This is a genomic window from Chitinophaga sp. (assembly GCF_036569125.1).
Lineage (GTDB): Bacteria > Bacteroidota > Bacteroidia > Chitinophagales > Chitinophagaceae > Chitinophaga.
Map to the genome: position 1 here is coordinate 1 of NZ_DATCRF010000119.1, position 12,537 is coordinate 12,537.

A 12,537-nucleotide genomic window follows, 5' to 3' on the forward strand; every position below is an offset into this window, starting at 1 on the left:
CCTGAGACCTGAAAAATTCTTAAAGCACTCTTTTTAAAAAGCATAATTATGGTTGAGATAAAACCTGATGAAATTTCGGCAATATTGCGCCAGCAATTGAGCAATTTCAATGCTGCAGCCGACCTGGAAGAGGTAGGCACGGTATTGCAGGTGGGCGACGGTATTGCCCGTATATATGGACTGAATAATGTTCGTTACGGTGAGCTGGTGGAGTTTGAAAATGGTGTAAAAGCCATCGCCCTGAACCTGGAAGAAGATAACGTGGGTGTGGTACTGATGGGTGAATCCGGCGAAATAAAAGAAGGCAATAAAGTACGCCGTACCGGTTTGATCGCTTCCATTAAAGTGGGCGAAGGACTGGTAGGCCGTGTTGTAAATACCCTGGGTAACCCTATTGATGGTAAAGGCCCCATTACCGGCGAATTATATGAAATGCCCCTGGAGCGTAAAGCACCGGGCGTTATTTATCGCGAGCCTGTAAAGGAACCCCTGCAAACCGGTATCAAGGCTATTGACGCCATGATCCCTGTTGGCCGTGGCCAGCGTGAGCTGGTGATCGGTGACCGCCAGACCGGTAAAACCGCCATCTGTATCGACACCATCATTAACCAGAAAGAGTTTTACGATGCAGGCAAGCCTGTATATTGCATATATGTAGCGATTGGTCAGAAAGCCTCTACCATTGCAGGTGTAATGAAAACCCTGCAGGATAACGGCGCTATGGCTTACACTACCATCGTAGCGGCATCTGCCTCTGAACCGGCTCCGCTGCAGTTCTACGCTCCGTTCGCAGGTGCTGCCATCGGTGAGTTCTTCCGTGATACCGGCCGCCCGGCGCTGATCATTTATGATGATCTGTCTAAACAGGCTGTTGCGTACCGCGAAGTATCCCTGCTGCTGCGCCGCCCACCGGGCCGTGAAGCTTACCCTGGTGACGTGTTCTACCTGCATAGCCGTTTGCTGGAGCGTGCTGCGAAAGTGATCGCTAAGGATGAAATAGCCCGCCAGATGAACGACCTGCCGGATTCTATCAAGCACCTGGTAAAAGGTGGTGGTTCCCTGACCGCATTGCCGATCATTGAAACACAGGCCGGTGACGTATCTGCTTACATTCCTACCAACGTGATCTCTATTACGGATGGTCAGATCTTCCTGGAATCCAACCTGTTCAACGCCGGTATCCGTCCTGCTATTAACGTGGGTATCTCTGTAAGCCGCGTAGGTGGTAACGCACAGATCAAATCCATGAAGAAAGTGGCCGGTACCCTGAAGCTGGACCAGGCGCAATACCGCGAAATGGAGGCCTTCTCCAAATTCGGTGGCGACCTGGATGCGGCCACCAAAGCCGTACTGGACAAAGGCGCCCGTAACGTGGAGATCCTGAAGCAGGCTCAGTTCAGCCCTTATTCAGTGGAAAAACAGGTAGCAATGATCTACCTGGGTACACAAGGTTTGCTGCGCGAAGTACCGGTAAGGAACGTACGTGCTTTTGAAGAAGCTTTCCTGCATGAAATGGAAGTACGCCTGCCTGAAGTGCTGGCCGAATTCAAAAAGGGTAACCTGGCAGATGATGGCATTAAAAAGATGGTGACCTTGGCAAATGAGCTGAAGCCACGATTTGCATAAGTAATAAGGTAATTTAGCATAATGAAGATCCCGGTCAATTGGCCGGGATTTTTGTTTTATGCTATTTACCTTCTGCGTATTTTTTGAAATTGTTGAGCACCGATTGGGTGAAATCTTTTTGGATCTCAAGCGGGGTTTCTGCTTCGGGTACAAAGGTTTCTGCTACGGTAGTTTTATTACCATCCGCTGTGAATTTGATGGAGGATGTTCTGCCATCGGACACGGTGTATTCAATAAGCTCCTGAGGTATGATCCTGCTGTATGTGCCGCTATGGTCAAACCCAACGCTACCGTCTTTGGTTTCCATTCTGAAGGAGAAGGTGCCGCCTTCTTTTAGATCGGCTTCAGCGCCCGGGCAATGCCAGTTGTCGTAAGGGGCGTTCCATTGCATAATATCCGCAGGGCTTGTCCATAGTTTCCAGACTTTTTCTACCGGTGCGTTTACAGTAGTTTCAACGGTGAAGATGGTTGTTGGGTTGCTCATAAATTTTTATGTTAAGTGGCTTCCAGGTTTTTATCAAATTTATCAAAAGGGTTTCGCATGCGGTAAGTTGATTGTAAATGATCTTATCTACTGCTAAGGTTTTATTCCATTGCCATTACTTTCCATTCGGGGCTGTCGGCCGTTTTTACTACATAGAGGGTTACCTCTTTAAACTTTTTATCACCCTTAACAATTAAGTTAACAGCAGCATTGCCGTACTCACCACTTGAATCAGTGGTTTTTTGAATGCCGCCCGTAAGCATCAAACTAAAGCTTTTAATATTGCCTACCTCTGATTTCAATTCCTTGTTGTTGGTTAAATATTTTTTAGCGGCAGCACAGGCATCCGTAAAGGGCATTATTACCATCAAGCCTATGTTAACGAATAAGATAAATGCTATGATCCCAATTCCGATCTTTTCAGGCAGCGTATTTTTCTTTACTGCTGCTTTCGTTTTAATCCTGGTAAGTAAAAAACCGATGGCCCCTGCCAATAAAAGTACCCAGCCAATTGATTCGCTTTCCCAGAAAAAATAAAGGCCTGTTAACCGGCTTAAATAGCCATAGGTTATTAATACCAATGCAGCTATGAGCGCTGTTTTTGTGCGATTATCGAGCTGTTTTAATATTGTCATAGGTTGTTGCTCTTTTTTTTAGAATGGTATAAAAAACAGGGGAGTTAGTGTTACTTCCGTTCAACTGTTATGGGTTTTGCTTCCAGGCTGTAATAGCTGAATATTTCCGCAACTTCTTTGTTGGTCAGTAGTTTTAATTTAGCATTCGCTTTTGCATCTGTTTCACTTTCCATGGATCGTAGCAAAATAAGTTTATACACTTCTTTCTTCTTATCTAAGGGAGCTCCGGCATGTTTTGAAATGAATTGTTCATAAGCATTAGCCATTGCTAACCAAATGGCAATTTCACCATCTGGATGCCGGTCTCTTTTGAAGTTTGTTATTGTTTCTTCCAGGCTGCCGGGATTTACTTCTGCAAAAGCCGCCTGGATCCTTTTTATTTTTTCAATCTGGTCAGCGCTCAATGTGTCATGAGCTACCGGGCTTAATGTTAAATCGCCTGGATTTACTGTTTGAACATTTGAATGGTCTGAGTTAGTGTTTGTTTTACAGGCTGCAGTTGCCAATACTAAGATCAGGATAAACAGGGATATGTTGAATTTTTTCATGTTTATATATGTGTGAATAGCAGATCTATTTTACATAAGCGAATGCTTTGTTCCGCCGGAAAACTTATTCTTTAAAGTCGGCCCAGCCTCCATAGCTTAGTATATTCCTGTCAATATTATACACCATTATTGTCAGCACATCAATAAAGCTTTCGCCGGATCCGGGAATAGTATAATGCCTTATTTTATGTGGATCAAATCTTATCAGGATCAGCCTTTCATTATCCTCATTCCGGTAGCCCCAAAAGTAGCGGTCAAAGTTTTGAATTTTATTTTTCTGATCCTGGCGGAGCCGGTGCATAATTTGGGGTCTGCGCTCTTTATATGTTTTAAGAGCAGCTTGTTGCTCCGTAGTGTCTGGATCGTTATTTTGTTTATCCAGCTGATGAATGGCGGCAGCTGCATATTGTGTTTGGATGGCATTATCGGCTGCACGGGCTTCTGCAATTTCAGGGGTAAACCGGTTGACTGCCGGGATCTTTTTACCAATGAAATTTATGTCAAGGTCTTTGGATGCTATAAATACCTTGTACTTTGGATAGTTCAATGTATCCAGGAGCAATGTATCAACCTGAAAGGTTTTTTGCGCAAGGCTGGTGGTGGTAATGGCCAGCGCCCAAAGGGTTAGTATAATCTTCATAGTTGGATCAGTACATTAGTCTGCATTTCTTTTACCGCAATAATTCATCTGCATAGTTTTATTGTCAAATGGGTTGTCGCAGAAAAGAATATTCATAAGTAAGGCGTTCGCATTTATGCATCCCCAATATTTGCTGCGATCCCGGAAACGCCGCATTCAAAAGTTGAGATCAATTAAAGATACAAAGTTGAAATTATGTTCTATAACATATCAATGTTATCTATAGCGGTAAATAGCCCGGTCATGGCTGTCAATAACCTGCCAGATAGCCTTCCCGGCTGGCGGGCGATTAACAAGTTCTAAGTAACCGTTCAAATGCCTCCCCCCTCCATTTTCCCCGATCCTTTTCCGCCTTTCACCGCTCCGCATCCCCGGCTTAACCGATTTGTTTATATCGTAACTTTGTTTACAAAATAAACTAAATTAGCTTTGTTGTAAATCCCCGGCCCATGTGGAAACATTCATTTAACCTATTACTCTGTATTTGTTTACCCGCGCTGGTACTGGCGCAGCAAAAGATCAGCGGTAAGATCACCGATGCTAAAAAACGCCCGCTGCCCGGCGTAAACGTGTATATAAAAGGCAGCTACGACGGCGCCACTGCCGGGGCAGACGGTACCTTTTCATTTACTACCACTACAACCGGTACGCAGGTGCTGGTAGCCAGCTTAATGAGCTTTCAAACACAGGAACAGACCATAAACATTACCGGCCCGGTACAGGTAACGCTTATGCTCAAAGCAGCCATGAGTGAGCTGAAAGTGGTAACTATTTCTGCCGGCAGTATTGAAGCCAGCAATGATAAAAATAACACAGTGCTTAAACCTTTGGACATCGTGACCACTGCCGGCGCCACCGCCGATATTGTGAATGCGCTTAAAACGCTGCCCGGCACACAACAAACCAACGACCGCGAAGGCCTTTTTGTGCGCGGTGGTACGGGTTATGAAACACAGATCTTCATTGATGGGCTCATGGTAAGAAATCCTTTTTTTACCAGCCTGCCGGATATGCCGGGCCGTGGACGTTTTTCGCCTTTCCTGTTCAAAGGCACCACCTTTAGCAGCGGCGGTTACTCCGCCCAATACGGGCAGGGGCTTTCCTCTGCGCTGGTGCTGGAATCAGAAGACCTGCCTGCCCGCTCTTCCTACAGCCTGGGCGCCTCGGTGCTGGGTGTAAGCGGCGGTTTGGATGAATTGTCGAAAGATAAAAAAGGTTCCTTTGGCATAGAGGCAGATTATACCAACCTGGCGCCTTATTTCAGTATAGCCAAACCCAAGCAGGAGCCCACAGTGGGCCCGGAAATTATAGGCACTTCCCTGAACTTCCGCCGCAGAACATCCTCCACCGGCATCCTTAAATTTTATGGATACGGTAACTGGAGCCGCATGGGTTTTAAGAAGAACAGCATTGAATATCCCGGCTACCAGGAGCAAACAGATGTACGTAACCAGAACGTATATACGAACCTCACTTACAAAGAAAGCCTGGGCAGCGGCTGGCGCATGAATGCCGGCTTCTCGTACAGCTCCAACATTGATAAGATAAAGCTGGATACTATTCAGAAATCGCCGGTAACCAATGTGCATGCCCGTTCCGACCTGAGCCAGCTGAGGTTAATGCTTACCAAAAGCCTGGGCGCTTTTTCCCAGCTGCGGCTGGGCGGTGAATACCAGTATGCAGTAGAACGTTCTGAGTTTAACAGCTATAACGCTAACTATGTAGATAACTATTCTGCCGGTTTTGCCGAAAGCGATATTTATTTCACTCCCCGCTTTGTAGGCCGCTTTGGCGGGCGCCTGGAATATTCCACCGTACTGGCGAAAGTGAACCTGGCGCCCCGCGCTTCCTTAGCTTATAAGCTGGATGACTATAGCCAGTTTTCCCTGGCCTATGGCGATTATTACCAGAAGCCCGAACCGCAGTACCTGCGCTTTAAGCAGGACCTGAGCTACATGAAAGCCACGCACTACATAGCCAGCTTCCAGCGCCTGTCAAGTAACTATACTTTCCGTGTGGAAGCATTCTATAAAAAGTATAAAGACCTGGTAAAAACAGTACCGGATACCCTTACTAACGGTACCGGCTATGCGAAAGGTATAGAGCTGTTCTGGAGAGACCGTAAAACCATTAAGAACCTGGATTACTGGATCTCCTATTCCTTCCTGGATACCAAACGCAACTACCTGTTCTACCCTTACGAGGTGCAGCCTGACTTTGCAGCCAAACATACTGCCAGCCTGGTAATGAAGAAATATTTCCCAAAGATCACTACCAATATCGGGGTAACTTACAGCTATGCCAGCGGGCGGCCCTATTATAATCCCAACCTGCCGGAAAGTAAGTTCATGTCGGAAAAGACCATTGATTTTAATACATTAGGTTTGAGCGCCAGCTACCTTACTACTGTTGGCAAAGCATTCACCGTATTTGTAGTATCCGTTACCAACGTGTTTGACTTTAAGCAGGTATATGGTTACCGTTATTCCACGGATAGGCTGCGCCGGGAGGAGATAGTGCCCAATGCGCCCCGGTTCCTGTTTGTAGGCATGTTCATGAACTTTGGTATAGACCGCCGCCAGGATGTAATTAATAATCTTTAAACATATCAATCAAACCATCAAGAATAAAAACAGATCTGTATGAAACAATTCCTCCTTTTGCTGTTACCGGTTTTTGCGGCTGTAGTTACCAAAGCCCAAAGCCCCCAATACCAGGATGCTATGACCAAACAGGTTGGCCTGCTGGATGCACCCGCCAGCTATAACCCGCAAAGCATGCTGGATATTTCCAACACCTTTGAGCGCATTGCTGCAGCGGAAAAAAATCAGTGGCTGCCTTATTACTATGCTGCTTACACACAGGTAATGTCTGCCCTGATGACGCAGGATAAAGATAAAATAGATGGCCTGGCTGATAAAGCAGAAGCCAACATCAACAAAGCTGATTCGTTAAAACAGAATGATGATGAAGTGGCCTGCATCCGCTCCCTGATCGCTACTTCACGCATTATGGTAGACCCGCAAAGCCGTGGACAGCAGTATGGTCCTGAATCCGGTATGCAAATACAAAAGGCTAAACAGATAAACCCGGAGAACCCGCGTGTATACCTGCTGGAAGGCCAGGCCCTGTATTATACACCGGAACAGTTTGGTGGCGATAAAGCAAAAGCCAAAGAAATATTACAGGTAGCCGTGCAGAAATATGCAGCTTTTAAACCCGCCAGCAGCATAGCACCGCACTGGGGAGAACCCCATGCAAAAGATCTGCTGCAGCAGGCAGGCAAATAATACAGGAGAAAATGTGAAGTGCGAAAGGTGAGGTACCGCCATGCTTCACCTTTCATTTTCAACCTTCACGCCTTAATTTGATATTCGTTAACTATAGTTGTGATGATGTATTTTAAAGACCTGGACCCTGTTCTGCATTCACAACTGCGCCTGGCCATTATGTCGGTACTGGTCAGCGAGCAGGAGGCGGAATTTACCATGCTGAAAGAAAGGACCAATGCCTCTGCCGGTAACCTGAGTGTGCAGATCAATAAGCTGAAAGAAGCCGGTTATATTGATGTGATCAAGCAATTTAAAGACAACTATCCGCAAACCCTTTGCAAAATAACCACACAGGGCAGCAAAGCCTTTGCAAGCTATGTAACCTCTATCCAATCTTACCTGAACGCGGGCAAGCACAAATAATTGCTGCAGCCGGAACTGCGATGTTACTTCAGTTCTAACCGCTAATTTTATAGGAAGCCATAGGATCGGCCCTTTCATTCCAAAAATGTTACTCCCATGAATACCCCTGCATCCATGTTGAGAGTGGCGCCCACTTCAGCATTGATACTATCTTATGCCAAAGAAATGTATACGGATCCGCTAAGCCGTAAATACATGCAGTACATAGACCTGGGCGATGTACAACCCCTTGTGGCAGCTATCAGCCAGCTAAATGTGCCGCTGGAGGGCATTATACAGCTGCGTAAAAAAATGGTGCGTTACCTTGTTCGGCAGTTCATTAGCCGGTACCCCCAGCAACAGATCTGTATTATGGCAGCCGGTTTGGATCCCCTGGGATTACAGCTGGCGGCAGAGTATCCCCAGCTGATCAACGGTATTTATGAAATGGACCAGGCCTGGATGGAGGATAAAGGCCGTATTTACCGCAACATTGCCCCTCAGCTAAGCTTACCTGTTACCCTGCTAACAGATATTACCCATACCATACAATGCAAGCGGCAGCTGAGAGATGCCGGCTACGATGCGTCGCAGCCTGCTATCATTATCCTGGAAGGCATTGTGCCTTATATAACAGAAGAACAGTTCCGCGACATTATACAATGTTTCAGCACAAAAAATGCGCGTAACACCGTGATCATGGATTACCTGCTGCCGGCAGAAGATCTCAGACCGGCCGCCACCAGGCATGCCTATAATGAGGTAACCGGCCTGCTGCAAAGGAGCCTGGGTGTGGAGCTTTATTATTACAGCCGAAAGAAGATCCTGAACATACTGGAGCTGCTGCAGGCAGAGATACACGACGTGTATGATATGCATACCGTGGAGGAGAAGCTCTATGGTTATAACAACCTTTATCCCCACCGGGGCGATAGCTGGCTGGAAATGGCAGCATTCCATTTGTAGCTATTAGCAGTTGGCTGTTAGCTTTTAGCTGTCATAAGGCAAGTGCTGAAAGTAAAAGACCTGTAACACTTTACAATGTTACAGGTCTTTTTATTGAAATACATTTATTACTGAAGTACATTTTTATTGCTAACAGCTAATGGCCAACAGCTAATAGCTAGTTACCATCTACTCCGATGCCAGCTCCATCTTCTTCAGCGGGTTCCGGGTGTTTTCCGCATAGATCCCGCGCTTTTCCAGGATATCCAGGCAGCTGAAAATGGCCTGCCGGAAAGAGGCGGCATCTGCCAGGTTCTTACCGGCAATGTCAAACGCGGTACCATGGTCCGGGGAGGTGCGTACAATAGGCAGCCCGGCGGTATAGTTAATGCCTTCGCCGCTGGCCAGTGATTTAAAGGGTATCAGGCCCTGGTCGTGGTACATAGCCAGCACGCCGTCAAACTGGGCATACATGGTACGGGCAAAGAAGGCATCGGCGCTGTAAGGCCCAAAGGCCAGGATGCCGTTGCTCTTGGCTTTATTAATAGCGGGGATGATCTCTTTAATTTCTTCCTGGCCTATCAGCCCATCGTCGCCGGCATGGGGGTTTAAGCCCAGCACCGCAATACGGGGGCTGTCGATCCCAAAGTCTTTGATCAGGCTGTCCTGCATCAGCTGCAGCTTGCCCAGTATATTCTCCTTGGTTACATATTTGGCAACTTCCGCTACCGGCACATGTTCGGTAAGCAGGCCAATACGCATATTATCGGCCGTCATAAACATCAGCACATCCTTTGCATTAAAGGCATCCCGCAGGAAAGGCGTATGTCCGGTATAATTAAAGTCGGCGCTTTGTATATTCTTTTTGTGAATGGGCGCGGTTACCAGCCCTTGTATAACCCCGTCTTTCAGGCATTGGATGGCCACGGCCAAGGAGCGGGCTGCATATTTGCCACCGGCTTCATTCAGCGCGCCCGGCATGATCTGCACTTCCTCTTCCCAGCAGTTGAAAACATTCACCTGCTTGTGGTTCAGGCGGGCAAACTCTTTCAGGCTCTGGTAATTGAAGTTGTTCTCATTCATCAGCTTCCGGTAGAAGTTGATGGTTTTATTGGAAGCAAAGATCACGGGAGTGCAGAACTCCAGCATCCTGTTATCCGTAAAGGTTTTGATAACGAGCTCCGTACCAATGCTGTTCAGATCACCTACGGTGATGCCGATAACCGGTTTGTTAATGTGCGTATTACTCATGGGTGGATAAAATACCAAGATACAAAGATACCAAATACAAAGTACAATGCGGTATTTGGTATCTTTGCGGGAATCATGTACACATTAAAGAAATCGCTGGGCCAGCACTTCCTCAAGGATGAGAACATGTGCAAAAAGATTGTCCAGTCGTTACCTGTAATCCAAGGCCAGCAAGTGCTGGAAGTAGGCCCCGGCGCGGGCGCCATTACCAAATACCTGCTGCAGTTACCGGGTATTAGCTTTAAAGCCGTGGAGCTGGATACCGAAAAAGTGCAGTACCTGGAAAAAACTTATCCTGATATAAAGGACAAGCTCATTCACCAGAGCTTCCTGGATATGGAAGTGCCCTTCCAGGGCCAGTTTAGCGTGATCGGCAATTTCCCTTATAACATATCTTCCCAGATCATGTTCCGGGTGCTGGAATGGAAAGCCCAGGTACCGGAGGTAGTAGGCATGTTCCAGAAAGAGGTGGCATTGCGCATTGCCGCCACCCATGGCAATAAGGACTACGGCATTCTGAGCGTGCTGTTACAGGCCTGGTACCGGGTGGAGTACCTGTTTGAAGTACATGAGCAGTGCTTTAACCCGCCGCCCAAAGTAAAGTCGGCCGTAATAAGGCTTACCCGCCTGGAGCAGCCCTATGAGATTGCCAATGAGCGCAAGTTCTTTAACCTGGTGAAAACCGCTTTTAACCAGCGCCGCAAACAGCTCCGTAACCCGTTAAAAACATTATTTGATAAGGAATACCTGCAGGACAGCCTCTTCAGCAAAAGGGCAGAAGAGCTGACTGTGGCCGATTTTGTAGCATTATCGCATAAGATGATATGAAGAAGAAAGTATTAATTACTGCCAGGGTACATGAATACCTGGTGAACAGACTGGAAGAAAAAGAATACGAAGTAAGCTATCAGCCTTCCATTACCTATGAGGAAGCGGCTGCTGCCATACATGACTGCACCGGCCTCATAGTTACCACCCGCCTGCGTATAGACAGATCCTTTATAGATAATGCCCCGCAGCTGCAATGGATAGGGCGCCTGGGCTCGGGCATGGAGCTGATAGATGTGCCTTATGCAGAAAGCAAGGGCATACGATGTGAGAGCAGCCCCGAGGGTAACTGTGATGCAGTAGGAGAGCAGGCCCTGGGCATGTTGTTGGCCCTTATGAACAATATTCTAAAAAGTAACCTGGAACTGCGCCGCGGCATCTGGGAACGTGATGGTAACCGGGGTTATGAGCTGAATGGCCGTACCGTAGGCATTATTGGCTTTGGGCATACCGGGAGCGCCTTTGCGCATAAGCTGCAGGGCTTTGATGTGGAGATCCTGGCCTATGATAAATATAAGAAGGGCTTCAGCACAGATAATGTAAAAGAAGCTACTATGGATGAGCTGTTCACTAAGGCAGATGTGATCAGCGTTCATCTGCCTTTAACAGAAGAAACACGCCACCTGGCCAATGCGGCTTTCTTTAAGTCGTTTCATAAAAGGATCTATTTCCTGAACACGGCGCGTGGTAAAATCGTGAATACAGCAGATCTTATTGAGGCCCTGGAAGCAGGTACCCTGGCGGGCGCCGGCCTGGATGTGCTGGAGAATGAAAAGCTGCCCACCTATTCAGAAACAGAGCAGCAACAGCTGGAACGTTTGCTGCAATTACCCAACGTTGTGCTTACCCCGCACATCGCCGGATACTCCCATGAGGCAAGTATTAAAATGCCCCGCTATGTGTTGGATAAGCTGGGAATTTAAGTTGGGCGGAAACGAAAAATAGTTATATTTGCCTAAATACAAACATAGTACAACGCTTCTGTGAAAATGGAGGCGTTGATTTTTTTTTCTTATTTCTAAAACCCAAAAGATATGTCTGGCGTCAACTATGTTACGAAAGAAACCCTGGAACAAATGAGGGATGAGCTGAATGCCCTGAAAACTAAGGGCAGGGCAGAAATTGCCAGGGCCATTTCAGAAGCACGGGAAAAAGGCGACCTGAAGGAGAATGCCGAATACGATGCGGCTAAAGAAGCACAGGGATTGCACGAAGCTAAGATTGCTACTTTGGAAAATGCGATTGCTACCGCCAGGATAGTAGAGGCTGATACTATTGATACCTCCAAAGTATCCATTTTATGTAAGGTAACTATTACCAATGTAGCCAATAAAAAAACCGTTACTTATCAGCTGGTATCTGAAACAGAGGCTGATCTGAAAGCGGGTAAGATATCTGTAACTTCTCCTATTGGTAAAGGTTTGTTAGGCAAACAGGTAGGTGAGGTGGCTGATGTACAGGCGCCTAACGGGCACATCAAATTCAAGATTGATAATATAAGCGTTTGATAAACTGATACACTTGTTACACCACCCCGGCCTTGTGCCGGGGTTTTTTATTATTTCAGATTTACGATTTTAGATTTTAGATTTACAGCCCCCCTAATCTAAGATCGTAAATCTAAAATCGTAATCATCATGTCTGTTTCCGTTTTCACTAAGATCATTAAAGGAGAGATCCCCAGCTATAAGATAGCAGAGAATGACCACTTCTATGCTTTCCTGGATATTTTTCCGCTGGTACAAGGGCATACCCTTATTGTGCCCAAGCTGGAAGTAGATAAATTCTTTGATGTGCCGGATGAGCTGCTGGCAGAATGGCTGGTATTTGCCCGGCCCATTGCCAAAGCCATGGAGCGCTCCTTTCCCTGTAACCGGGTAGGCGTTAGCGTAGTAGGGCTGGAGGT

Annotated in this window: 14 protein-coding genes; 9 read left to right on the top strand and 5 right to left on the bottom strand. The window is 46.8% G+C overall.

All coding sequences use genetic code 11. The features are described from left to right. Nucleotides 1-48 precede the first annotated feature (48 nt). The gene (atpA, locus tag VIM87_RS04180) at nt 49-1,626 is read left to right on the top strand and encodes a F0F1 ATP synthase subunit alpha (protein WP_331995759.1); all 1,578 of its coding nucleotides are present in this window, start codon (nt 49-51) and stop codon (nt 1,624-1,626) included. A 61-nt stretch (nt 1,627-1,687) separates the two neighbouring features. On the opposite strand, the gene VIM87_RS04185 is transcribed toward atpA, so the two are convergent. The 4 genes from VIM87_RS04185 to VIM87_RS04200 form a co-directional block, all read right to left on the bottom strand. After that, nucleotides 1,688-2,110 carry an SRPBCC domain-containing protein gene (locus VIM87_RS04185; RefSeq protein ID WP_331995760.1) on the bottom strand — a complete coding sequence of 141 codons (423 nt, stop codon included), beginning with the start codon at nt 2,108-2,110 and terminating at the stop codon, nt 1,688-1,690. Nucleotides 2,111-2,211: 101 nt separating this feature from the next. Then, nucleotides 2,212-2,745, bottom strand: a complete 534-nt coding sequence (locus tag VIM87_RS04190; RefSeq protein WP_331995761.1) for a hypothetical protein — start codon at nt 2,743-2,745, stop codon at nt 2,212-2,214. 50 nt (nt 2,746-2,795) lie between these two features. Beyond that, nucleotides 2,796-3,293: a hypothetical protein gene (locus tag VIM87_RS04195; protein ID WP_331995762.1), complete on the bottom strand. Its 498-nt coding sequence runs from the start codon at nt 3,291-3,293 to the stop codon at nt 2,796-2,798. A 64-nt stretch (nt 3,294-3,357) separates the two neighbouring features. Then, nucleotides 3,358-3,933: a hypothetical protein gene (locus tag VIM87_RS04200; RefSeq protein ID WP_331995763.1), complete on the bottom strand. Its 576-nt coding sequence runs from the start codon at nt 3,931-3,933 to the stop codon at nt 3,358-3,360. Nucleotides 3,934-4,382: 449 nt separating this feature from the next. Between VIM87_RS04200 and VIM87_RS04205 the strand changes: the two genes are divergently transcribed. The 4 genes from VIM87_RS04205 (at nt 4,383) to VIM87_RS04220 (ending at nt 8,573) form a co-directional block, all read left to right on the top strand. Beyond that, nucleotides 4,383-6,536: a TonB-dependent receptor gene (locus VIM87_RS04205; protein WP_331995764.1), complete on the top strand. Its 2,154-nt coding sequence runs from the start codon at nt 4,383-4,385 to the stop codon at nt 6,534-6,536. A gap of 39 nt (nt 6,537-6,575) precedes the next feature. Then, entirely contained in the window at nt 6,576-7,223 is a 648-nt protein-coding gene (locus tag VIM87_RS04210; protein WP_331995765.1) for a hypothetical protein, read from the top strand. A 102-nt stretch (nt 7,224-7,325) separates the two neighbouring features. Next, the gene (locus tag VIM87_RS04215) at nt 7,326-7,628 is read left to right on the top strand and encodes a transcriptional regulator (RefSeq protein ID WP_331995766.1); all 303 of its coding nucleotides are present in this window, start codon (nt 7,326-7,328) and stop codon (nt 7,626-7,628) included. Nucleotides 7,629-7,724: 96 nt separating this feature from the next. Further along, entirely contained in the window at nt 7,725-8,573 is an 849-nt protein-coding gene (locus tag VIM87_RS04220) for a class I SAM-dependent methyltransferase (RefSeq protein ID WP_331995767.1), read from the top strand. A 168-nt stretch (nt 8,574-8,741) separates the two neighbouring features. On the opposite strand, the gene pdxA is transcribed toward VIM87_RS04220, so the two are convergent. Further along, nucleotides 8,742-9,803: a 4-hydroxythreonine-4-phosphate dehydrogenase PdxA gene (gene pdxA, locus VIM87_RS04225; RefSeq protein WP_331995768.1), complete on the bottom strand. Its 1,062-nt coding sequence runs from the start codon at nt 9,801-9,803 to the stop codon at nt 8,742-8,744. Between the two features lie 75 nt (nt 9,804-9,878). Between pdxA and rsmA the strand changes: the two genes are divergently transcribed. The 4 genes from rsmA to VIM87_RS04245 all read left to right on the top strand — a co-directional run. Continuing rightward, nucleotides 9,879-10,631 carry a 16S rRNA (adenine(1518)-N(6)/adenine(1519)-N(6))-dimethyltransferase RsmA gene (rsmA, locus tag VIM87_RS04230; RefSeq protein WP_331995769.1) on the top strand — a complete coding sequence of 251 codons (753 nt, stop codon included), beginning with the start codon at nt 9,879-9,881 and terminating at the stop codon, nt 10,629-10,631. Then, nucleotides 10,628-11,554 carry an NAD(P)-dependent oxidoreductase gene (locus VIM87_RS04235; RefSeq protein WP_331995770.1) on the top strand — a complete coding sequence of 309 codons (927 nt, stop codon included), beginning with the start codon at nt 10,628-10,630 and terminating at the stop codon, nt 11,552-11,554. Before rsmA ends, VIM87_RS04235 begins: the two co-directional genes overlap by 4 nt. Nucleotides 11,555-11,665: 111 nt before the next feature. Next, a complete protein-coding gene (gene greA / locus VIM87_RS04240; protein ID WP_331995771.1) occupies nt 11,666-12,139 on the top strand; it encodes a transcription elongation factor GreA in 474 nt (157 codons plus the stop codon). A 129-nt stretch (nt 12,140-12,268) separates the two neighbouring features. Further along, nucleotides 12,269-12,537 (top strand): HIT family protein (locus tag VIM87_RS04245; RefSeq protein ID WP_331995772.1); only part of this gene is annotated, 269 nt, incomplete at its 3' end.